Below are 22,703 nucleotides of genomic sequence, written 5' to 3' on the forward strand. Positions count from 1 at the left end.
CGCGCTGGGCCATGGATGGCCCTTCGCGGCGGCCCACGGAGCAATGCCTGCGTTCGGGCATGCCGAGCCCTAGCGAGGCACCGAGTGGTGGGGCATATAGCGTTTTGCTTACTTTTGCGCTTTTCAAAAGTGAGCCGCTGTAAGAGCGGAACCCTAAGTGGCCGTTACCGCAGAAACGGATATACACACCAATCCACCAATAAATGCAGCCAAAAAAAAATGCCCACATCTCTCGACACAGGCATTTTCCTCAGCGAACAGATCACCCGCTCCGCTACTTCACCACCTTAAGACTAGGCCTACCGCTAGGCCGCGGCGGCTCGTCATCCGGTGGTGGCAGGTCGTCATCCGGCTCGAACTCTTCTTCACCGTCCAACGGCGCTTCCAGCTCAAACACCATGCCCTGGCCATTCTCCCGGGCATAAATCCCCAGAATCGCAGCAACTGGCACGTACAGGGTGTGCGGCACACCACCGAAGCGCCCTTCAAAGCTGACGGCGTCATTATCCATGTGCAGGTGACGCACAGCGGCTGGCGACACGTTCAGGACAATCTGCCCATCATTGGCAAAACCCTGCGGCACCTGCACCGACGGAAATTCGGCATTGACCAACATGTGCGGGGTGCAATCATTGTCCACAATCCACTCGTAGAGCGCGCGGACCAGATAAGGTCGACTGGAGTTCATAGCGGCTCCCTAAGCCTTAGCGCATGTCACGTTCGACACCAGACAGACTCGCCTGGAAAGCCTCACGCGCGAATTGGCGCTCCATATAATCAAGCAGCGGCTTGGCAGGCCGCGGCAGTTCGATACCCAGAATCGGCAAACGCCAGAGTATGGGCAATAGGCAGCAATCCACCAGACTTTGTTCCTCACTGAGGAAAAACGGCTTATCGACGAATAGCGGCGATACGCCAGTCAGGCTTTCACGCAATTCCTTGCGTGCCACGACCCGCGCCGGCTCCCTGGTCCGGGAATCCAGGATCAGATCCACCAACCCGCACCAGTCACGCTGGATGCGATGGATCAGCAAACGGCTATTGGCACGCGCGACAGGGTACACCGGCAGCAAAGGCGGATGCGGATAACGCTCATCCAGATATTCCATCACCACGGTCGACTCCCACAATGCCAGGTCACGATCGACCAGCGTAGGCAGGCTGCCGTAAGGGTTCACCTCGATCAGCTTCGGCGGCTGACGGCCCGCTTCGACGTAAATGATCTCGGCGCTGACACCCTTCTCTGCCAGTACGATGCGTACCCGGTGGGAATAGTGGTCGGCGGGGTCGGAGTAACAGGCCAACCGATTGGTCACGCCCATGGCGATCCTCCTCGCTTGTTGAAATTATCGAAAAACGGAAAAACGAGCGCGCCCAGAGGGCGTCTCCCGTAACACCTGGCTGGCCAGGCTCGTTACATTAGAGACGCCCTTGGGCGCGCACGATTAACAGCAACGGCTTACAGCTTTATCAATGCACGTCTTTCCAGTATTCACGCTTGAGCAGGTACGCGAATACGAAGAAGAACGCCAGGTACAGCAATACATAGGTACCGATGCGCTGATGCTCCAGCTTCACCGGATTGGCCGAGTAGGCCAGGAAGGTCACCAGGTTCTTGACCTTCTCGTCGAACTGCTCCGGCGTCAGGCTGCCGGTGTTCGGCAATACAGTCAGCTGGTCGCAGGCTTCATGAGTCAAAGCAGTGCCGGTCAGCGGGTCGAATTGCTTTTTGCCGCCCTCAACGATCTGAACCTGTTTGCAGCCTACCACCTGGCGCCCCTGGAGGCCGACCAGTACGTTAGGCATGCCGACGTTCGGGAAGACCTTGTTGTTCACGCCCCATGGACGCGCAGGATCTTCGTAGAACGAACGCAGGTAACCATAAAGCCAGTCAGTCCCACGTACACGGGCGACAAGGGTCAGGTCCGGCGGCGCGGCACCGAACCAGGTCTTGGCATCCGTAGGCTGCATGCCGATGGTCATGTGATCGCCCAGCTTGGCACCGGTGAACACCAGTTTCTCGAGCATCACTTCATGAGGAATGCCCAGGTCATCGGCAACACGCTCGTAGCGCTGGAACTTGGCACTGTGGCAACCCATGCAGTAGTTGGCGAACGTACGTGCGCCGTCCTGCATGGCAGCTTTGTCGGAAACGTCGATGTCGACCTTTTCCAGCTCTGGACCACCGTGTTCAGCCGCGAAGGACAATACAGGCATGGCAGCAAGAATCAGTACAGCAAATAGCTTTTTCATCAGCCAGTCACCCTTTCCGGAACCGGTTTGGTCTTCTCGAGCCTTGTGTAGAACGGCATCAGAATGAAGTAGGCGAAGTACAGGAAGGTGCAGACCTGCGACAGCAGCGTCCGACCCGGCGTTGGCGCCAGCACACCCAACACACCCAGGATCACGAACGAGATGCAGAACACCACGAGCCAGATCTTGCTCAGCCAGCCTTTGTAGCGCATCGACTTGACGGGGCTGCGGTCCAGCCACGGCAGGACGAACAGCACTGCGATGGCCGCGCCCATGGCGATAACGCCCATCAGCTTGTCCGGGATCGCCCGCAAAATCGCGTAGAACGGCGTGAAGTACCAGACCGGGGCAATGTGCTCAGGGGTCTTGAACGCGTTCGCCTGCTCGAAGTTCGGCTTCTCGAGGAAGTAACCACCCATTTCCGGGAAGAAGAACACGATGGAACAGAAGATGAACAGGAAGACCACCACGCCGACGATATCTTTCACGGTGTAGTACGGGTGGAAGGCGATGCCATCCAGCGGTACGCCGTTCTCGTCCTTGTGCTTCTTGATGTCCACGCCATCGGGGTTGTTCGAGCCGACTTCGTGCAAGGCCAGGATGTGCAGAACCACCAGGCCAAGGATCACGATCGGCAGGGCGACCACGTGCAGGGCAAAGAAGCGGTTCAGGGTAATGCCCGAGATCAGGTAGTCACCGCGAATCCACTGGGTCAGGTCGTCACCGATGACCGGGATCGCACCGAACAGCGAGATGATCACCTGGGCACCCCAGTAGGACATCTGGCCCCACGGCAGCAGGTAGCCCATGAAGGCCTCGGCCATCAGCGCCAGGTAGATCAGCATGCCGAAGACCCACACCAGCTCGCGAGGCTTCTGGTACGAACCGTAGAGCAAGCCACGGAACATGTGCAGGTAGACCACGATGAAGAACGCCGAAGCGCCGGTGGAGTGCAGCAGACGCAGGATCGAGCCGTACTCGACGTCGCGCATGATGTATTCGACGGAGGCAAACGCTTCTTCCGCCGACGGGGTGTAGCTCATGGTCAGCCAGACACCGGTGACGATCTGGTTGACCAGAACGAGCAGCGCCAGGGAGCCAAAGAAGTAGAAGAAGTTGAAGTTCTTCGGAGCGTAATACTTGCTGAGATGGTCTTCCCACATTTTGGTCGCGGGAAAGCGCGCATCAACCCAATCCATGAATTTGCTCATCACGCTTTCTCCGTATCGACGCCGATGACAATGATGTCGTCGGTCTCATAGGAATGCGGGGGAACTGGCAGGTTCAGAGGCGCAGGCTGCGACTTGTAGACGCGACCAGCCAGGTCGTAGTGGGAGCCGTGGCAAGGGCAGAAATAACCACCGACCCAGTCCTTGCCCAGGTCGGCAGGTGCCACTTCAGGGCGGAACGTTGGCGAGCAACCCAGGTGCGTACAGATCCCGATCAACAGCAAAACCTCTGGCTTGATCGAACGCGTTTCAGGATTGACGTATTCCGGTTGGACCGAGTTCTTGGAGGACGGGTCGGACAACTGACCCTCGATCTTTTTCAGATTCCCCAGGATTTCCTCTGTACGGCGGACGATGAACACCGGCTGGCCGCGCCACTCAGCAATCATCTGCTGGCCTGGCTCGATCTTGCTGACATTCACTTTCACCGGTGCACCTGCGGCTTTCGCCTTGGCACTGGGAAACCATGACCCCACGAACGGGACCGCAGCCCCCACCGCTCCTGCAGCACCCACCACGGATGTGGCTGCTACCAGGAAGCGACGCCGGCCTGCATTCACGCCGTCATTGCTCATTCAGTCCTCTCCCATCAGCTTTGTGGCCTGTTAGATCAGGCGTCTACTAAGTAAAAATCTGAACTTATAAAAATTTTGCCGAATGGTAATGAAAAGCCCCAATTCTGACAAGGTAATTACCAAGCGGCCAAACCGCCAAGCCTTGTAGTATAGGGGCTCTACGAATGTGGCAAGTTGTCACAGAGCAATTCTTTTGCCCATAAAAAAACGCCCAGCTCCGTGAGGAACTGGGCGCCTTTTGAAAGCGGAAGCGAAATTAACGCTTCGAGTACTGCGGACGCTTACGCGCTTTACGCAGACCGACTTTCTTACGTTCAACTTCGCGAGCATCGCGAGTTACGAAGCCGGCTTTGCGCAGAGCACCACGCAGAGTCTCGTCGTAATCCATCAGGGCGCGAGTGATGCCGTGGCGGATTGCGCCAGCTTGACCACTTACACCACCACCGATAACGGTGACGTAGATGTCGAATTTTTCGACGGTCTCGGTCAGTTCCAGCGGCTGACGAACTACCATGCGGGCAGTTTCGCGGCCGAAGAAGTTATCCAGGGAGCGGTTGTTGATGGAGATATTACCAGTGCCCGGACGCAGGAAAACGCGTGCGGTTGCAGTCTTGCGACGGCCAGTGCCGTAATTTTGAGTCGCCGACATAATGAACTATTCCGTTAAAACTTCAGTTCTTGGGGCTGCTGAGCAGTATGAGGGTGAGCAGCGCCCGCATAAACCTTCAGCTTACGATACATGTCGCGACCCAGTGGGTTTTTAGGCAGCATGCCTTTAACCGCGGTCTCGATCACGCGCTCAGGGGCTTTGGCGATCAGCTTTTCAAAGTTGATCGACTTGATGCCGCCAGGAAAACCGGAGTGGGAGTAGTACATTTTGTCAGTGGTTTTAGCGCCAGTAACACGTACTTGCTCAGCGTTGATCACGACGATGTAGTCACCGGTGTCAACGTGAGGGGTGTACTCAGGCTTGTGCTTGCCACGCAGACGGCTCGCGATTTCGGTGGCCAGACGACCCAGGGTCTGACCAGCAGCGTCGACGACAAACCAGTCGCGCTTTACTGTTTCCGGTTTAGCAGTAAAAGTTTTCATTCTTTATAGCCTCAGGGGCCGCCCTGTAAATTAGACGGCGGATCTTACTGAATAGTGCGTACTTTGACAAGTCAAAGGCAGCCGGATACAGACGCTTTCGGGGGCTCGGGTCGGCGCGTCCGTTCAACGGCAAGATTCTTCGGCGGCGGCGCATCACTTCCACTGCAGAAAGAGGTGCGCAATTATGCAGATTGCGAAAAATATTTCAACCTGCTTTTATGATTGTTTTGCCCAAGGAGTTCCCGATGGACTATCGCCCGCTAGGCCGTACCGATCTGAACGTGAGTGCCCTGTGCCTCGGAACCATGACCTGGGGTGAGCAGAACAGCGAGGCCGAGGCCTTCGCCCAGATCGAACGCGCCAAGGGTGCCGGCATCAATTTCATCGACACCGCCGAGATGTACCCGGTGCCGCCCAAGGCCGAAACCTACGCCACCACCGAGCGCTACATCGGCAATTACTTCAAGAGTCGCGGCGATCGTGCCGACTGGATCCTGGCGAGCAAGATCGCCGGCCCCGGCAACACTATCGACTACATCCGCGACAAGAACCTCAAGCACAACCGCCGCCACATCGTCGAAGCCGTGGACGCCAGCCTCAAGCGCCTGCAAACCGACTACATCGACCTCTATCAGTTGCACTGGCCGGAGCGCAGCACCAACTTCTTCGGTCAACTGGGCTACCAGCACAAGGCCGACGAAACGTTCACCCCGCTGGAGGAAACCCTCGAAGCCCTGGACGAACAGGTTCGCGCCGGCAAGATCCGCCATATCGGCCTGTCCAACGAAACGCCGTGGGGCACCATGAAGTTCCTTGCCCTGGCCGAGGCCCGTGGCTGGCCGCGAGCGGTGTCGATCCAGAACCCGTACAACCTGCTCAACCGCAGCTTCGAGATCGGCCTGTCGGAAATCGCCATTCGCGAGCAATGCGGCTTGCTGGCTTATTCGCCACTGGCGTTCGGCTTCCTGTCGGGCAAATACGAAAACGGCGCACGGCCAGCCAAGGGCCGCCTGACGCTGTACAGCCGCTTCATGCGTTACTTCAACCCGCAATCGGAAGCGGCGTGCAGCCGTTATGTGGCCCTGGCCCGCGAACATGGCCTGGACCCGGCGCAGATGGCCCTGGCGTTCGTCACCCGGCAGCCGTTCGTGACGAGCAACATCATTGGCGCCACCACGCTGGAGCAACTGGACAGCAACATTGCCAGCTTCGACCTGAAGCTGTCGGACGCAGTGCTGGCGGGGATCGAGGCGATCCACAAGGATCAGCCCAACCCGGCCCCTTGATCGATTCATAGGCCCCATCGCGAGCAAGCTCGCTCCCACAAGGGTTCTGTGCTGGTTACAACACAGTGATCAGACACAAATCGCCTGTGTGCGAGCTTGCTCGCGATAGCGGCCCCAAGTTCACCACCGCATCAAAGCGACCGCGCAATGATCTCCTTCATGATCTCATTGGTCCCGGCATAGATCCGCTGCACCCGCGCATCCGCCCACGCCCGGGCAATCGGGTATTCCCACATGAAGCCGTAGCCGCCATGCAACTGCACGCACTCGTCGAGCACCTTGCATTGCAGGTCGGTGCCCCAGTACTTGGCCATCGCCGCCGTCGGCACGTCCAGCTTGCCTTGCAGGTGCAATTCCAGGCAGCGGTCGACGAAGACCCGGCCGATCTGGATTTCGGTGGCCATTTCCGCGAGCTTGAAACGGGTGTTCTGGAAGTCCGCGATGGATTTGCCGAATGCCTTGCGCTCGCGGGTGTAGTCCAGAGTCCATTGCAGCGCCGCTTCAGCCGATGCCAGGCCGCCGATGGCGACGGTCAGGCGCTCCTGGGGTAGCTCCTGCATCAAGTAGGCGAAGCCCATGCCGGCCTGCCCCAGCAGGTTCTCCTTCGGCACGCGGACATCCTGGAAGAACAATTCCGACGTGTCCTGGGCCTTCATGCCGACTTTTTCCAGGCGTTTGCCCTTTTCAAAACCCAGCGTGCCCGCCTCCACCAGGAACAGGCTGGTGCCCTTGGCGCCGGCCTTCGGATCGGTCTTGGCGACCACGATCACCAGGTCCGCCAGGAAACCATTGGTGATGAACGTCTTCGAGCCGTTGATGACGTATTCGTCGCCGTCCAGCACCGCCGTGGTCTTCACCCCTTGCAGGTCGGAACCGGCGCCCGGCTCGGTCATGGCGATGGCCGTGACCATTTCGCCGGACACCAGTTTCGGCAGGTACTTGTGTTTCAGCGCCTCACTGCCGTAATGCAGAATGTACGGCGCGACGATGTCGGAATGCAGCGAGAACCCGATCCCCGTCAGCCCCAGGCGGCCGATTTCCTCGATCACCACCGTGCTGTAGAGAAAATCGGCGTCCAGCCCCCCATAGGCTTCAGGAAGGTGCGAGCACAACATGCCCGCCTCCCCTGCCTTGTTCCAGAGCTGGCGATCGACATGTCCCTGTTTTTCCCACTGGCTGTGGTACGGCACGGCTTCTTTTTCGAGGAAGGTTCGTACGCTTTCGCGAAACAATTCGTGCTCGGGACTGAACAGTGTTCTGGGGATCATGGCGCACCTTTGGTTTTTGTTGGGCGTGGTTATCCGACAGAGCCTAAGCCTGCGGGGTACGACAGGACACTGGACACATCCGACAAAAAATAAGACGATCCAGCCGTCTGGTGACCACTTTCCCCTATAAAAATAAAGATGAATTATGTCTATGCACGCCTCCACGCCCTTGCGGCGCGTCAGCATCCTGGCAATCGACCGGGTCTTCGCCTCAACCCTCATGCAAGCCAAGGATTTTTTCCACCTGGCCAGCCTGCGTTATGGCAAACAACTGGGCCACGGCCTGACGCCGGCTTTTGAAACCCGACTGGTCAGCCCCGATGGCAAACCGGTGAACAGCTTCAGCGATGTAATCATGCCGGTGGACGGTGGCCTGGAAAACACCGATGTCATCATCCTGCCGGCCTTCTGGGATGATTTCGCCACCCTCTGCCAACGTTATCCCCAGGTCCTGCCTTGGCTGCGAGAACAACACGCGCGCGGCGCGGTACTCTGCGGCGAAGCCACCGGGGTGTTCTGGCTGGCGGAGGCCGGGTTGCTCGACGGCAAGGAAGCCACCACCTACTGGCGCTTCTTCAATGCCTTCAAGGAACGCTTCCCCCAGGTACACCTGAACCAGGACAAGCACCTGACCGACGCCGACAACCTGTTCTGCGCCGGCGGCACGACCTCAGCCTGCGACCTCTACATTTACCTCATTGAACGCTTCTGTGGCGCCAACGTCGCCCAGGCCGTGGCGCGGGACATCTTGTATGAGGTGCAACGCAGCTATTCGCCAGGACGGATCGGCTTCGGCGGGCAGAAACTGCACCAGGACGTGATCATCCTCCAGATCCAGCAATGGCTCGAAGAGCACTTCGCCGATAAATTCCGCTTCGAGGATGTTGCCCGGGAACATGGCATGAGCATCCGCAATTTCATGCGCCGCTTCCAGACCGCCACGGGCGACAAACCGCTGCATTACCTGCAACGGCTGCGGATCGAAACCGCCAAGGGCCTGCTCTCCGGCAGCCGCAAGAGCATCAAGACCATCAGTTATGAAGTTGGCTATGACGACGCGAGCTTTTTCGCCCGGCTGTTCCGGCAACATACCGACCTATCGCCGAACCAGTATCGGCAGCAGTTTCAGCAGGCGGCGTAGCCCGAGGGCTGGCAAGCTCCCTCCCACAGGGTTATGCCGTGAACGGCTGATTCCACGGGCACAAAAAAGGCCTGCAATCGCAGGCCCTTCTTTTTTCCGAATTGCCCTACGGCTTATGCGCCCGCGCCAGGAATTCGTGGGACTGCATTTCCAGCAGGCGACTCAGGGTCCGCTGGAATTCGAAGGTCAAGCGGCCGCCGGTGTAGAGGTCCTTGAGTTCGACTTCGGCCGAAATGATCAGCTTCACGTTACGGTCGTAGAACTCGTCGACCATGTTGATGAAACGGCGGGCGATGTCGTCGGTGGTGACGCTCATCTGCTCGACATTGCTCAGCAGCACGGCGTGGAAGATCTTGCCCAGTTCGATGTAATCGTTCTGGCTGCGGGGGCCGTCGCACAGTTCGCGGAAGTCGAACCAGGCCACGTCATCGCACGTACGCACGGCGCGGATTTCGCGATTTTCGATGACCAATACATCATTTTCCACGGCCTGGGTGCATTCCGGCGTCAGGGCGCGGAAGCTCTTGCGCAGGCTTTCTTGGGCAGCGGCATCCAACGGAAAGTGGAACAGCTCCGCTTGTTCGAGGTGACGCAGGCGGTAGTCGACGCCGCTGTCGACGTTGACGATTTCAGTGTGCTCCTTGATCAGCGCGATGGCCGGCAGGAAGCGCGCCCGCTGCAGGCCGTCCTTGTACAGGCCGTCCGGCACGATGTTCGAGGTGGCGACCAGGGTCACGCCGTTCTTGAACAGTTCTTCCATCAAGGTGCCCAGGATCATGGCGTCGGTGATGTCGGACACGAAGAACTCATCGAAGCAGATCACCCGGGTCTCGTTGGCAAAACGCTTGGCGATGATGGTCAGCGGGTTCTTCTCGCCGCCCAGGGTCTTCATTTCCTCGTGCACGCGCTTCATGAAGCGGTGAAAGTGCGTGCGTGTCTTTTCCTTGAACGGCAACGCCTCGAAGAAGGTGTCCACCAGGTAGGTCTTGCCACGGCCCACGCCGCCCCAGAAATACAGGCCCTTGACCGGTGCCTGGTCTTTTTTGCCGAACAGTTTGCCCAACAGGCCCGGCTTGTTGTTCGAGGCCGCGACCAGGTCGTCGTACAGGCGCTGCAAATGCCGCACCGCCGTTTCCTGGGCTGCGTCGTGGAAGAACTCCGGGCGTTTCAGATCAGCTTGATATCGTTCTAGGGGCGTCATATTCGTTAGCAAGGCAACAAAAACGGGCCGTCACTGTAGCGACGGCCCAGAGGAATGGCAATCGGCCCTTACTCGGGCCGATGGTCGGATGACGTGCCGGATCAGTCCTGGGCAGGCGTCAAGGCAACACGCAGCGCATCGACGGCGGCATCCCGCGCGGCGCTGTCAGCAAAAGCCGGGCTATTCGCCACGCACTCGCCGTCGAGCCAGACGCTGAAACCCAGGTCGTCGCTGCGTACGTCCAAGGGCTGGCCGGACTGCAATTGCTTGGTCACCTGCCCCGCGGTCTTGCCGTCGGCAAAATGGTTCGACAGCAACAGTTGCTCGCCGTCGGCGGACAGCAGTCGGAAGCGGAAACTGCCGTCGTCTTCGCGAAAACTGACGAAGCGTGCTGTCTTGGCGGCTTTCTTCTTGGTGCTGGCGGCCACCTGGACCTGGCTGACAAACGAACGCAGGCCAACAGCCTCGCGCAGTTCGTTGAGGAACGGCGTTGCCACGGCCCGGGCTTTTTTCGCGCCCAGTTGCAGGATGTCTTCAAGGTCCGATGGACGCTCGATGAACTGGTGATAGCGCTCGCGCGCTTCACCCAGCTCGCCGTCGAGCAACTGGAACAGGCGGTTCTTGGCTTCGCCCCAACCCAGGCCCTGCAGCAGTTCGTTGCGGAACTCGGCAGACTGTTCGGCAGTGGCGAAGGCCTGGAACAGGGTGAACAGATGCGAATTGTCCGGATCCTTGGCTTCGCCCGGGGCACGCGAGTCGGTGACGATCCGCGAGATCGCGTCCTTCATGTCCTTGGCGCTGCTGAACAACGGGATGGTGTTGTCGTAGCTCTTGGACATCTTGCGGCCATCGAGGCCCGGCAGCGTGGCGACGCTTTCTTCGATCAGCGCCTCGGGCATGGTGAAGAACTCCTTGCCCTGGCCGAACAGGTGGTTGAAGCGCTGGCCGATGTCGCGGGCCATTTCCACGTGCTGGATCTGGTCGCGACCGACCGGCACCTTGTGGGCGTTGAACATCAGGATGTCGGCGGCCATCAACACCGGGTAGCTGTACAGCCCCATGGTGATGCCAGCGTCCGGGTCTTCGCCGGCCTCGACGTTCTTGTCCACCGACGCCTTGTAGGCGTGGGCACGGTTGAGCAGGCCCTTGGCGGCGACGCAGGTCAGCAGCCAGGTCAGCTCCGGGATCTCGGGAATATCGGACTGGCGATAGAACGTCACGCGGTCCACATCCAGGCCACCGGCCAGCCACGTAGCGGCGATTTCCAGGCGCGAACGCTGGATACGCAGCGGGTCATCGCACTTGATCAGGGCGTGGTAGTCAGCCAGGAAGTAGAACGAATCGGCGTTGCTGTCGCGGCTGGCGAGGATCGCCGGACGGATGGCGCCGGCATAGTTGCCCAGGTGCGGGGTGCCGGTGGTGGTGATGCCGGTCAGGATACGGGTACGCGTCGTCATGGGTTATCGCTTGTCAGACTGCTGTCAATTCGAGAGGCGCGGCAGGATCAGATCCTTGAGATCGGTCAGCTTGCCATGAAAAAAGTGTCCGCATTCTGCCACTTTCAGCAGCTCATGGGGACGTTGGAGCGTGTCGGACCATTCGTAAACCAATTGCGGATCGACCACTTCGTCGGTTTCCGGCTGGATCACGGTCAACTGGCCGCTCATCGGCAAGGGCGACTGCTCGTCCAGGCGCATCACCGCCGGGGCCACCATGAACAGGTGCTTGACCGGCTGCCCCTGGGCTTCCAGGCGCCCGCCCAGGCTGGCGGCGACGAAGCCACCGAAGGAAAAGCCGAACAGTGTCAGGGGCAATTGCGGGTATTTCTCCCGCAGCCATTGCGCGACAGCCTGGGCGTCGTCCACTTCTCCGGTGCCCATGTCATGATTGCCGGCACTGGCACCTACGCCACGATAATTGAAACGCAACGTAACCAGGCCAGCATCGCGGGCAGTGCGTTGCAGGGTCGAGACCACTTTGTTGAGCATGGTCCCACCCTGCACCGGGTTCGGGTGGCAGATCAGCGCCAGGCCACGGGGAGCCTCGCTGTCCAGGTACAAGGCTTCCAGTTGGCCCACCGGGCCATCGATGACTACAGGGGTTTCGCGCATAAGCAAGGGAAAGAACTCCGTGACCTCGAATAGGATCGACTCGTCTAGCTAAAGTCTGTGCCTGGCATGATTGCGATGTTCTTCGCGGTATACAGCGCAGGTCCGAGCCGTTAACGTAAAGCAAAGCCGTTTATAGAGGAAGGACTCGTGGAACACTCGCTCTTAGTTTGGTTGTTGCCGACTCTTGCCCTGGTTGCCGGTGTCGCCATTGGATTCCTGCTTGCCCGACTGCTGCCCAACGCGGTGCCCAACAGCACGCAACGTCAGCTGGACGACATCCAGGAACGTTTCGACAGTTATCAGAATGAAGTGGTCACTCACTTCAACAGCACCGCGTCCCTGGTGAAAAAACTCACCCAGAGCTACCAGGAAGTCCAGGATCACTTGTCCGAGGGTGCCAATCGCCTGGCCCTGGATGAGCAGACTCGCCAACGCCTGCTGGCTGCCCTGCACGCCGATTCAGCGCAGGCTCCACGGGAACGCCTGACCCCGCCAAAGGATCAGGAACCGCCCCGGGACTACGCCCCCAAGGCCCCGAATTCGCCCGGCATGCTCGATGAGCATTACGGTTTGAAGAAGTAATCGCCAAGCAACAACCAAAAGCCCGCCCGATCACATGATCGGGCGGGCTTTTTTATGGGTTTCAGATCCGTTGTGGAGAGGGAGCTTGCTCCCGCTCGATTGCACAGCAATCGCAAAAAAGGGACCGCTTCGCGGCCCAGCGGGAGCAAGCTCCCTCGCCACGGGGTGTTGTTGTCCTGAAGTATTTTTTCTCAGCTTAAGCCAACACCTCACCCGCCACTTGATCGACAGCACCTTTGGTGATGTCGACGATCAAGTCCGCATCCTCGCGGGTCAGGATCAATGGTGGGGCGAAGCCCAGGATGTCACCGTGGGGCATGGCGCGGGCGATCATGCCGCGTTCCAGGCAAGCCGCCGAGACTTTCGGGCCGACCTTGAGTGCCGGGTCGAACGCCGTGCGCTGTTCACGGTCGGCCATGAATTCCACCGCCGCCAGCATGCCATCACCGCGCACCTCGCCCACCAGCGGATGACCTTCAAGGGTTTCACGCAGGCGACGATTCAGGTAGCCGCCAACATCCTCGGCGTTGGCCGTGAGGTTTTCCCGTTCAAGAATGTCGAGGTTCGCCAGTGCCGCCGCCGCGCAAATCGGGTGCCCGGAATAGGTCCAGCCATGGCCCATGGCCCCTTCGGCCTGGGAGGCTTTTTCAATCACGCTCCAGACCTTTTCCCCGATAATCACTGCCGACAAGGGTGCATAGGCACTGGTCAGGCCTTTGGCGGTGGTGATCAAGTCCGGCTTCATGCCGTAGCGCTGGCTGCCCATCTTCGAGCCGAGGCGGCCGAAGGCGCAGACCACTTCATCGGCGATCAACAACACGTCATATTTTTTCAGCACGGCCTGGATCGCATCCCAATAACCGGCCGGGGGAACGATGATGCCGCCGGTGCCCATCAGCGGTTCGCCGATGAACGCCGCCACGGTGTCCGGGCCTTCGGCGAGGATCATTTTTTCCAGCTCATCGGCGCAGTAACGCACGAACGTCGCTTCGTCCATGCCCGCCGGGGCCTTGCGATACCAGTGGGGGCACACGGTGTGCTTGACCCCTTCCACCGGCAGGTCGAAATGTTGGTGGAAGGTCGCCAGGCCGGTCAGGCTGCCGGTCATGATGCCCGAGCCATGGTAGCCACGGTCGCGGGAGATGATTTTCTTCTTCTGCGGTCGGCCCAGCACGTTGTTGTAGTAGCGCACCAGCTTGACCTGGGTTTCATTGGCATCGGAGCCGGACAAGCCGTAATAGACCTTCTTCATGCCCTCCGGCGCCCAGTCCATGATGCGGCTGGACAGCTCGATGATCGCCTCGCTCGAATAGCCGACGTAGGTGTGGTAGTAGGCCAGTTCCTTGGCCTGCTTATAGATGGCGTCGGCCACCTCGGTGCGGCCATAGCCGATGTTCACGCAGTAGAGGCCGGCAAAGGCGTCGATGAACTCCCGGCCTTCATGGTCGCGAATGCGAACGCCTGACGCACTCTTGATGATCCGCCCCTTGAGCGCGCCGCTGGCGTGGTCGTGAGCGTGGGTCGAGGGGTGCATGAAATGCGCACGGTCTTGTTCGAACAGCGTATTGAGTTCTTGGCTCATGCGGGCTCTCCTGGGAACTGGCCTTGATGGTGCAGGCAGAAATATTTGGTTTCGACAAAGGGCTCGAAGCCGTCGCTGCCACCCTCGCGGCCGAGGCCCGAGGCTTTCATGCCACCGAAGGGAATCGGGTGGCCGGTGAACTTGACGCCGTTGACCGCGACCATGGCATGGTCGAGACGGCGGATCAGCGGATAAATGACGTCCAGGCGGTTGGAACAAATATAGGCCGCCAGCCCGTACTCGGTGTCGTTGGCCATTTCGATGGCTTCGTCCAGGGTGTCGAACGGCATCACCCCGGCAATGGGCGCGAAGTTTTCTTCACGGTAGATGCGCATCTGTGGCGTGACATCGGCCAGCACAGTCGGTTGGTAGAACAACCCGCCCAAGGCATGGGCCTCACCGCCCACCAGGCGTTGAGCGCCAAGGGCCAGCGCATCGGCGACGCGGTCAGCGGTCGCATCGAGCGCCGCCTGGTGCATCAACGGCCCGACCTCCACGTCCTGCTCCTGTTGATCGACCATGGCCGGCCCGACGCGCAAGGCGCGCACCGCTGCGGCGAAACGACTGAGGAATGCCTGGTATACCGGGCGCTGCACCATGATCCGGTTAGCCGCACAGCAGTCCTGGCCGGAGGTCTGGAATTTCGCCTCCACGGCGACTTTCACCGCCAAGGCCAGGTCGGCATCGGCGCAGACGATAAATGGCGCGTTGCCGCCCAGTTCCAGCGCGACTTTCTTCACGTCATGGGCTGCCGCCTGCAACACCAGCTTGCCCACCCGGGTCGAGCCGGTGAAGCTCACCGAGCGTACGCGACGATCCTTGACCAGGGTTTCCATGGCCATTTGCGGCTCGCCCAATACCACGTTGAAAACCCCGGCAGGAAAGCCTGCCTCCTCGGCCAGTTGCGCCAGGGCCAGTGCCGAGTAAGGGGTTTCGTGGGCCGGCTTGATCACCACGGTGCAACCGGCGGCCAGGGCGGCGGCGGCCTTGCGGGTGATCATCGCCGACGGAAAATTCCACGGCGTCAGCAGCGCACAGACGCCTACTGGCTCCTTGATCGTACCCAGGTGCGCACTCGGGATATGGCTGGGGATGTTCTGCCCGTACAGGCGCCGGGCTTCCTCGGCGAACCACGGGATGAAGCTGGCAGCGTAGGCGATTTCGCCACGGGACTCGGCCAATGGCTTGCCCTGCTCCAGGCTGAGAATGTGCGCGAGGTCTTCGCTGTGTTCGACGATCAATGCCGCCCAGCGCCGCAGCAGTGCGCCCCGGCTCTCCAGGCTCTGCTCACGCCACGCCGGGAATGCGCGATGCGCCGCGTCCACCGCCGCGACAATCTGCGGCTGATCGAGCATCGGCACATGGCCGATGACCGTGCGGGTGGCGGGGTTGTGCACAGCGATACTGTGGCCGCTGTCGCTGTGGACCCAATGGCCGTCGATGTAGCAAAGCGCCTTGAACAGTAGCGGATGTTGGTAAGTCATGACGTTCACTCCAGAGCGTGTGCGTGAAGCCATGCTAGGGCAGCGGCGCTTGGGTAATCGGCTGTTTGCCGTGGGGCAAACCCTGGTTTTTTTCTGAATCGAGGGCGGCAAAAACAGGTTTTCTGCGGTGCTCAGGACGGCTCGGCCAACTCCGCCGGCAAGGCGCCGCTGGTCTTGATGGTCTTGGTGACGATGTAGGTGAAGTAGCGTTCGATGCCGAGGTCTTCCAGCAGCAGTTGATCGACGAAACGCTGGTAATAGTCGACGTCCGGTGCCTGGATCATCGCCAGGTAATCGACCCCGCCCCCGGTGGCGTAACAGAACGCCACTTCTGGCGCGGCGATCATGCGTTGCTCGAACCGGCGCATGTCCTGGGCGGTGTGGCGGGCCAGGGTGATCTCCACCAGCACCTGTTGGCGCTTGAACACCGCGCCCCAGTCGATCTGCGCCCGGTAGCCGTTGATCAACCCGGCCACCTCCAGCTTGCGCACCCGTTCCCAGGCCGGCGTCACCGACAGGCTGATGGCTTCGGCCAGGCTCGACTTGGTGATCCGTCCATCTTCGGCGAGGATTTGCAGGATCTTGAGGTCGTAGCGATCGAGTTTGTGCATGGGCGGCGCTCTCCAGTCAGTTCAGGCATCACACCGATTACTGTGGCGAGGGAGCTTGCTCCCGCTGGGGCGCGCAGCGGCCCCGATCTCGGTTCCGTCTGCCCCAGGCCGAAAAGCGACGACTGCTTCGCAGCCGAGCGGGAGCAAGCTCCCTCGCCACAGGGGGTGTGTCAGTTGAGGTGTATCAAGCCAACACATCGGCAATCACCACCAACGTATCGCCACACTGCACCAGCCCCGGAAAATGCCGGGCCGCCAGCAGGCCGCTGCGGGCGGCGCGGTATTCGACTGGGGCGATGCCGCTGCGGGTCGTGTCGTAGATGCGCGCCACCACCTCGCCCAGGGTCACGTGGTCCCCCAGGTCGCGGCACATTTCCAGCAAGCCATCGTGCTCGCTGGCGATGAAGCAACTGGCGTCCGGCATGTCGAGCACCAGCGACGGCTGCAACTCGATCGTGCCCCGCAGGATGCCGGCGTGAATCAACAGGTTGCGCACCCCACGCTCGGCAATCGCCACGCTGCGGGCCGTCGACGAACCGCCGCCGCCCAGCTCAGTGGTGACGAACACCTTGCCCTGGGACTCGGCCGCCGTGTCGTACATCGCCCCGGCGTCCAGCTCCAGCATGCGCATGCAATACGGCGCGTTGAACGCCAGCATCCCGGCCTCGCAGCGCGCTTGCTGCTGTTTGTCCGGCAAGACGTGGCAGGCGGCAAATGGCAGGAAATCCAAGGTCCGCCCGCCGGAGTGAATGTCCAGGACAATGTCGGCCAAGGGCAGCAGCGTGCGATTGAAATAGTCGGCGATTTTCTCGGTGACGGTGCCGTCCGGCCTACCGGGAAAACTGCGGTTCAGGTTGCCCTTGTCGATGGGCGAAGTCCGGCGTCCGGCGTGGAAGGCCGGGGTGTTCATGAACGGCACGATGATCACCCGCCCACACACGTCTTCAGCCGTCAGTTGCTGCGCCAGCTTGCTCAGGGCCACCGGGCCTTCGTATTCATCACCGTGGTTGCCACCGCTGAGCAGCGCCGTCGGACCGCTGCCGCGCTGGATGACCGTGATGGGAATCATCACCGCGCCCCAGGCCGAATCGTCCCGTGAATACGGCAGCTTGAGAAAGCCGTGCTGCACGCCTTCGCGGGTGAAGTCGATCGTGGCGCTGATGGGATTATTAGGCTGATCGGGCATGGCTCAATCCTTCACGAACAATTGACGGGGCACGTTGCACAGCGTCTCGACGCCAGTCTCGGTGATCAGGATGCTTTCGGTGATTTCCAGGCCCCAATCGTCCATCCACAGCCCCGGCATGAAATGGAAGGTCATGCCCGGCTGCAACACGCTGTTGTCGCCGGGGCGCAGGCTCATGGTGCGCTCGCCCCAATCCGGCGGATAACTGATCCCGATGGGGTAGCCGCAACGACTGTCCTTGTGGATGCCGAATTTCTCCAGCACCTTGAAAAACGCCACGGCGATGTCGCCCGTGGTGTTCCCTGGCTTGGCCGCGTCCAGGCCGGCGGCGATGCCCTCGACCACGGCTTTTTCGCCGTCGAGGAAATGTTGCGGCGGCTTGCCCAGGTAAATGGTGCGCGACAGCGGGCAGTGGTAACGCTTGTAGCAACCGGCGATTTCAAAGAAGGTGCCGGCGCCCTTTTCGAAGGGTGAATCGTCCCAGGTCAGGTGCGGCGCACTGGCGTCGGCCCCGGTAGGCAACAGCGGCACGATGGCCGGGTAGTCGCCGCCATGACCGTCGGCGCCGAGGATGCCGCTGCTGTAGATCTCGGCCACCAATTCGTTCTTGCGCATACCCGGTTCGATGCGTTCCAGGATCCGGCTGTGCATGTTTTCGACGATGCGTGCGGCGATGCGCATGTAGGCGATTTCCTGGGGCGACTTGACGGCCCGCTGCCAGTTCACCAGGCCCACCGCATCCACCAGTTTTGCCTGGGGCAAATGCTTTTGCAGCGACAGGTACGCGGCGGCGCTGAAGTAATAGTTGTCCATCTCCACGCCGATGCTCAGCGCGCCCCAGCCACGGGCGATGATCACCTCGCGGGACAAGTAGTCCATGGGGTGGCGCTCGCGGGACTGCACATAGATGTCCGGGTAGCCGACGATGTTATCGGCCTGCATGAACACCGTGCGTTTTGCACCGTTGGCATCCTGGCCACGACCGAACCACACAGGCTCGCCCTCCAGTGCCACCAGCACGCACTGGTGCACATAGAACGACCAACCGTCATAGCCGGTGAGCCAAGCCATGTTCGACGGATCGGTGACCAACAGCAGCTCCAGGCCCTGGGCCTGCATGGCCGCGCGAACCTTCGCCAGGCGTTGGGTGTATTCCTCCCGTTGGAACGGAAGATTGACGACTCTCTCTGACATCCCTCTGCCCTCTGATCAATGACGCACGAATGGAAAATGGTTAGCGACCGAATGGGAAACCCTTGCCCGCCGCCCGTGCCCGCTCGAACGCCAGGTTGGCGATGGCGGTGTCCTGGGCACCGGTGCCAGTGAGGTCGCACAGGGTGACCTGCGCCTCGTCGGTACGCCCGGCCCGCTGCCCTGTCAGCACCTGGCCCAGCTCGTGCAACGCGACCTCATCGCCAACGGTGCCGGCCAACAGGGCGTGATGCAGTTCGCCGAGCACGCGGGTCTGGCTCAGGCGATCGGCGACATAACAATCGACAGCCGCCAGGGCTTGCGGGGAAATCTCGTTCTTGTGTTCCGCGTCCGAGCCCATCGCGGTGATGTGCAGGCCCGGGTGCAGGTGCCGAGCTTCGATCAGCGGCTCGCGGCTGGGGGTGCAGGTGATGGCGATGTCCACGCCTTCCAGCGCGGCGTCGACACTGGCGCATGGCGTGACCGCCAGCCCTGTGTCGCGGGCCAGTTCGGCGCTGAACGCCCGGGCCTTTTGCGCATCGCGCGCCCAGACCCGCACTTCTTCGACGGGCCGCACCAGGCGCAGCGCCTGAAGTTGCAACGCCGCCTGCTCGCCGGCACCGATCAGCGCGACGCTGCGGCTCTCCTCACGAGACAGGCAGCGCGCCGCCACCGCACCCGCCGCCGCCGTGCGTACGGCAGTGAGATAACCGTTATCCAGCAACAGCGCCTCCAGCAGACCAGTGCGCGCCGACAGCAACATCATCATGCCGTTGAGGCTGGGCAGGCCGAGCTTGGGGTTATCGAAAAAACCCGGACTGACCTTGATGGCGAAGCGTTCCAGGCCCGGCAGGTAAGCAGTCTTCACGTCCACTTCACCGTTATGTTCGGGGATGTCCAGCCGCAGGATCGGCGGCATCGCCACAGCCGCCGTCGCCAACAGCACGAAGGCCTGTTCGATGGCGTCGATGCTGGCCAGGTCGAGGGCCACGCAGCTGCGCAGGTCGGCTTCGCTCAATAGGGTGACTTCACTCATGACAGGCTCCGTTAGGGGTTATCAGGCGTTGGCGCCAGCGATCACGCGGGCATGGTGTTCGGTGTCGACGTTGCGCCCGCTGACCACCAGGACAATGGGGCCGCGCGGCTCGACCAGGCCGTCGAGCAGCGCCGCGATGCCCATCACGGCAGCCCCTTCGAGCACCAGGCGTTCGTGGTGATAGGCGTGGCGGATGGCATTGGCGATAGAGGCTTCCGAGAGCAGGTGTACGTCATCGCTCAGTTGCCGGGTCATGGCGAAGGTGTAGCGGTTGTCCAGGCCGATGCCGCCACCGAGGGAGTCGGCCAGCGTCGGCAGTTCTTCGATGTCCACGGGCTGCCCCGCGGCGAGGCTGGCGTGCATCGCGGCGCCACGGGCCATGCTGATGCCGTGGACTTGAATCGCTGGGTTCGCACTTTTGAGGGCCAGGGCAACACCGGCGAACAAGCCGCCACCGGACAACGGCACCAGGACCTGGGCCACCTCCGGTTGCTGCTCGAGGATCTCCAGGCCGAGGGTGCCCTGCCCGGCGATGATCGCCGGATGATCGAAGGGCGGCAAAAAGGTCGCGCCCTGCTCCCGGGCGATGCGCTCGGCCTCGCGCTGGGCATCGTCCTGGGACTGGCCGACGATGCACACCTCGGCGCCCAGGTCGCGAATCGCCTGCACCTTGTTGGCCGGCACCAGGTTCGACAGGCAGACCATCGCCTTGACGCCTTGTTGCGAAGCGGCATGGGCCAGTGCCCGGCCATGATTGCCGGTCGAAGCCGTGACCACGCCTTGGGCCTTTTGCTCGGCGCTGAGCTGCGCCACTGCGTTGCTCGCCCCGCGCAGCTTGAAGCTGCCGGTGATTTGCAGGGCTTCGAGCTTGAGGTACACCGCCACGCCCATCAACCGCGACAAACTCGGGGAGTGCTCCATGGGTGTACGTCGCACCAGCGACTCGATGCGCTGGCGAGCACGGTAGATATCCTGAAGCTGCAACACTGCCATGACCGCGTCCCGAGCTGATGTGTTGCGCGCAGTCTAAGAGGGCTGGATTGTGGCGATGAATGTACTAGGGCAATTTAATTTGCATTCATTGCCGCCGGGAGCGATGAACAAAATCCATCAGGCGCCCCCTACCCCTGTGGCGAGGGAGCTTGCTCCCGCTGGGCTGCGCAGCAGCCCCTTCTCAACGGTCACTCAGTTGACATGGTCCACCATGTCGCCGGTTGTAGGGCCGCTGCGCGCCCCAGCGGGAGCAAGCTCCCTCGCCACAAAAGCGCTCACACATTCGCTTGCGCAGCGGGCGATGTGGGGCATCAGAAATCATGAATCTGCGGGTACTGGTTGAAGATCTGCCGCATGCCGATCAGCGCATGGCGCATTTCTTCATCGCTGCATTCGGCACCGACGCAGACCCGCACCGCGCGGGGCCTGGGGGTGCCGCGGACGGTGAACGGATCGGGGGAAGTCACAGCGATGTGCTTGTGCCGCAGGGCCCGCACCAAGCTGTCCACTTCCCAATGGGACGGGATGCCAACCCACGCATTCAAGGCATGCGGGTGCTGGCCCAACACGTGCTCGCCCATGTACTCGGTGACCATCGCCTGGCGCCCGGACAGCAAGCGGCGCTGCAGATGCACCAACGATTCGGCGCGTCCATCGCGAATCCAGCGGGTGGCGATCTCCGAGACCATGGGCGTGGCCATCCAACTGTTGACCCGCAGGATGCTCTCGGTGCGCAACGCCAGGCGCTTGGGCACCACCAGGTAGCCGATGCGCAGCCCCGTGAGCACCGACTTGGTCATGCTCGTGCAATAGAACGACAGCTCCGGCAGGTAATGGCTGATGGGCGGCGCCCGGCGTTCGTCCAGCAGCGGGCCGTACACATCGTCTTCGATAATGTGCACACCGAAGCGCCGGGCAATCTCGGCGATTTCCCGGCGGCGGGCGTCGGGCATCAGGCTGGTGGTGGGGTTGTTCAGGTTTGGCGTGCACACCAGCGCGGTGATGCGCTCGTTGCTGCACATGTCTTCGAAATGCTCGGGGTCGATGCCATAGCGGTCCATCTCCAGGCCCTTGAGGGTGAAACCCAGCACCTGGGAATTGCCGATCACGCCGTGGTCGGTCAAGCCTTCGCAAAGCACCACATCATCAGGGCCCGCCAGCGAAGCGAGAGCCAGGAAAATCCCGTGGGCCGCACCATTGGTGATCAGCACATCGTTACGGTCGACTTTCAGCCCTTGCCGACCGATCCACTGCGCCGCCGCTTCGCGATGGGATTCGAAACCGGCGATGGGGCGAAACGCATGAATCCACGGCTGATCCTCTTCAGTACTCAGCGCCGCGCAGGTATCACGCCAGGCCTGGTCATGCTCGCGGGTGTGCAGGATGCGGGTGATGGAAAAATCCACCAGCGCTCGCTCGGGACTGTCGAGAATGTACGTCGCCACCCGGTCGCTCATGCGCCGCGAGACGAAGCTGCCACGCCCGACTTCACAGCGCACCAGGCCCTGGCGCTCCAGTTCCTTGTAGGCGTTGGTGACGGTCTGCACGCTGATGCCCATGGCGTCGGCCACCTGCCGTTGCGGCGGCAGGCGCTGGTCATTGGCCAGGGTGCCCTGTTCGATATCGTCGGCAATGGCCTGCACCAGAATCTTGTATTTGGATTCACCGCTACGGGCGAGGTCCAAGGCTGACTTCCACTTATCCATGACAGCTGCAACCGGCGTGTTTAGGGGTGCGCACAGCATTGCGCGGCCATCGCGGCAAAGCAATTGTCCTAGTGCAATACAATCGATGCCGGGGCTTTTGTATGCTCGGTCCAAGGTCGTCATCCAGGCGGGTTCATCACCCTGACAAAAAGCCGGATCGACCTGTACCGGTGCCG

The 22,703-nt window shown here is 61.2% G+C and carries 22 protein-coding genes; 3 read left to right on the forward strand and 19 right to left on the reverse strand.

Features of this window, described 5'->3' with window-relative positions:
• Positions 1–274 precede the first annotated feature (274 nt).
• The 7 genes from BM300_RS10765 to rplM all read right to left on the reverse strand — a co-directional run bounded on the left by BM300_RS10765 (position 275) and on the right by rplM (position 5,149).
• Positions 275–688 carry a ClpXP protease specificity-enhancing factor gene (locus BM300_RS10765; protein ID WP_053124982.1) on the reverse strand — a complete coding sequence of 138 codons (414 nt, stop codon included), beginning with the start codon at positions 686–688 and terminating at the stop codon, positions 275–277.
• 16 nt (positions 689–704) lie between these two features.
• Positions 705–1,322 (reverse strand): glutathione S-transferase N-terminal domain-containing protein, encoded by a 618-nt coding sequence (locus BM300_RS10770; protein ID WP_092462842.1) that lies wholly within the window; start codon positions 1,320–1,322, stop codon positions 705–707.
• A 148-nt stretch (positions 1,323–1,470) separates the two neighbouring features.
• Positions 1,471–2,253, reverse strand: coding sequence for a cytochrome c1 (locus tag BM300_RS10775; protein WP_092223698.1), 783 nt, complete (start codon positions 2,251–2,253; stop codon positions 1,471–1,473).
• Positions 2,253–3,464 (reverse strand): cytochrome b, encoded by a 1,212-nt coding sequence (locus tag BM300_RS10780; RefSeq protein ID WP_063324476.1) that lies wholly within the window; start codon positions 3,462–3,464, stop codon positions 2,253–2,255. Before BM300_RS10780 ends, BM300_RS10775 begins: the two co-directional genes overlap by 1 nt.
• Positions 3,464–4,057: a ubiquinol-cytochrome c reductase iron-sulfur subunit gene (gene petA / locus BM300_RS10785; protein ID WP_003205363.1), complete on the reverse strand. Its 594-nt coding sequence runs from the start codon at positions 4,055–4,057 to the stop codon at positions 3,464–3,466. The genes BM300_RS10780 and petA overlap by 1 nt, the downstream gene beginning before the upstream one ends.
• A gap of 256 nt (positions 4,058–4,313) precedes the next feature.
• Positions 4,314–4,706, reverse strand: coding sequence for a 30S ribosomal protein S9 (gene rpsI / locus BM300_RS10790; RefSeq protein WP_003205364.1), 393 nt, complete (start codon positions 4,704–4,706; stop codon positions 4,314–4,316).
• A 14-nt stretch (positions 4,707–4,720) separates the two neighbouring features.
• A complete protein-coding gene (gene rplM, locus BM300_RS10795; protein WP_003205365.1) occupies positions 4,721–5,149 on the reverse strand; it encodes a 50S ribosomal protein L13 in 429 nt (142 codons plus the stop codon).
• A 245-nt stretch (positions 5,150–5,394) separates the two neighbouring features.
• On the opposite strand from rplM, the gene BM300_RS10800 reads away from it, so the two are divergent.
• A complete protein-coding gene (locus BM300_RS10800) occupies positions 5,395–6,435 on the forward strand; it encodes an NADP(H)-dependent aldo-keto reductase (protein WP_092149508.1) in 1,041 nt (346 codons plus the stop codon).
• A gap of 131 nt (positions 6,436–6,566) precedes the next feature.
• Here the strand turns inward: BM300_RS10800 and BM300_RS10805 are convergent, their stop codons facing one another.
• Entirely contained in the window at positions 6,567–7,703 is a 1,137-nt protein-coding gene (locus tag BM300_RS10805; RefSeq protein WP_092223700.1) for an acyl-CoA dehydrogenase family protein, read from the reverse strand.
• 244 nt (positions 7,704–7,947) lie between these two features.
• On the opposite strand from BM300_RS10805, the gene BM300_RS10810 reads away from it, so the two are divergent.
• Positions 7,948–8,844, forward strand: coding sequence for a GlxA family transcriptional regulator (locus tag BM300_RS10810; RefSeq protein WP_170862044.1), 897 nt, complete (start codon positions 7,948–7,950; stop codon positions 8,842–8,844).
• 106 nt (positions 8,845–8,950) lie between these two features.
• Here BM300_RS10810 and zapE read toward each other — a convergent pair whose 3' ends face one another.
• The 3 genes from zapE to BM300_RS10825 form a co-directional block, all read right to left on the reverse strand.
• Entirely contained in the window at positions 8,951–10,045 is a 1,095-nt protein-coding gene (zapE, locus tag BM300_RS10815; RefSeq protein WP_092346002.1) for a cell division protein ZapE, read from the reverse strand.
• 101 nt (positions 10,046–10,146) lie between these two features.
• Positions 10,147–11,502: a tryptophan--tRNA ligase gene (locus BM300_RS10820; protein WP_092149495.1), complete on the reverse strand. Its 1,356-nt coding sequence runs from the start codon at positions 11,500–11,502 to the stop codon at positions 10,147–10,149.
• 24 nt (positions 11,503–11,526) lie between these two features.
• Positions 11,527–12,156 carry an alpha/beta hydrolase gene (locus tag BM300_RS10825; RefSeq protein ID WP_063324470.1) on the reverse strand — a complete coding sequence of 210 codons (630 nt, stop codon included), beginning with the start codon at positions 12,154–12,156 and terminating at the stop codon, positions 11,527–11,529.
• Positions 12,157–12,303: 147 nt separating this feature from the next.
• Here BM300_RS10825 and BM300_RS10830 point away from each other — a divergent pair, with 147 nt between their 5' ends.
• On the forward strand, positions 12,304–12,738 hold the full coding sequence (locus tag BM300_RS10830; protein ID WP_046063603.1) for a Z-ring associated ZapG family protein: 435 nt from the start codon (positions 12,304–12,306) through the stop codon (positions 12,736–12,738).
• Positions 12,739–12,934: 196 nt separating this feature from the next.
• On the opposite strand, the gene BM300_RS10835 is transcribed toward BM300_RS10830, so the two are convergent.
• From BM300_RS10835 to BM300_RS10870, 8 genes are all read right to left on the reverse strand, one after another.
• A complete protein-coding gene (locus tag BM300_RS10835) occupies positions 12,935–14,320 on the reverse strand; it encodes an aspartate aminotransferase family protein (RefSeq protein WP_092462844.1) in 1,386 nt (461 codons plus the stop codon).
• Complete coding sequence (locus tag BM300_RS10840) at positions 14,317–15,804, reverse strand: NAD-dependent succinate-semialdehyde dehydrogenase (RefSeq protein ID WP_092462846.1); 1,488 nt, start codon at positions 15,802–15,804, stop codon at positions 14,317–14,319. Before BM300_RS10840 ends, BM300_RS10835 begins: the two co-directional genes overlap by 4 nt.
• Before the next feature lie 131 nt (positions 15,805–15,935).
• Positions 15,936–16,415 (reverse strand): Lrp/AsnC family transcriptional regulator, encoded by a 480-nt coding sequence (locus BM300_RS10845; protein WP_092462848.1) that lies wholly within the window; start codon positions 16,413–16,415, stop codon positions 15,936–15,938.
• A gap of 184 nt (positions 16,416–16,599) precedes the next feature.
• Complete coding sequence (gene doeB, locus BM300_RS10850) at positions 16,600–17,601, reverse strand: N(2)-acetyl-L-2,4-diaminobutanoate deacetylase DoeB (protein ID WP_092462850.1); 1,002 nt, start codon at positions 17,599–17,601, stop codon at positions 16,600–16,602.
• 3 nt (positions 17,602–17,604) lie between these two features.
• Positions 17,605–18,795: an ectoine hydrolase DoeA gene (gene doeA / locus BM300_RS10855; RefSeq protein ID WP_092223707.1), complete on the reverse strand. Its 1,191-nt coding sequence runs from the start codon at positions 18,793–18,795 to the stop codon at positions 17,605–17,607.
• A gap of 40 nt (positions 18,796–18,835) precedes the next feature.
• Positions 18,836–19,828 (reverse strand): cyclodeaminase, encoded by a 993-nt coding sequence (locus tag BM300_RS10860; RefSeq protein ID WP_092346012.1) that lies wholly within the window; start codon positions 19,826–19,828, stop codon positions 18,836–18,838.
• A 21-nt stretch (positions 19,829–19,849) separates the two neighbouring features.
• Entirely contained in the window at positions 19,850–20,821 is a 972-nt protein-coding gene (gene eutB, locus BM300_RS10865; protein WP_092462852.1) for a hydroxyectoine utilization dehydratase EutB, read from the reverse strand.
• A gap of 311 nt (positions 20,822–21,132) precedes the next feature.
• The gene (locus tag BM300_RS10870) at positions 21,133–22,527 is read right to left on the reverse strand and encodes a MocR-like ectoine utilization transcription factor EhuR (RefSeq protein ID WP_092149468.1); all 1,395 of its coding nucleotides are present in this window, start codon (positions 22,525–22,527) and stop codon (positions 21,133–21,135) included.
• Positions 22,528–22,703: the final 176 nt, after the last annotated feature.

Origin of the sequence: Pseudomonas sp. NFACC46-3 (genome assembly GCF_900114515.1) — a bacterium.
In the GTDB taxonomy this organism is placed as follows: Bacteria; Pseudomonadota; Gammaproteobacteria; order Pseudomonadales; family Pseudomonadaceae; genus Aquipseudomonas; species Aquipseudomonas fluorescens_Q.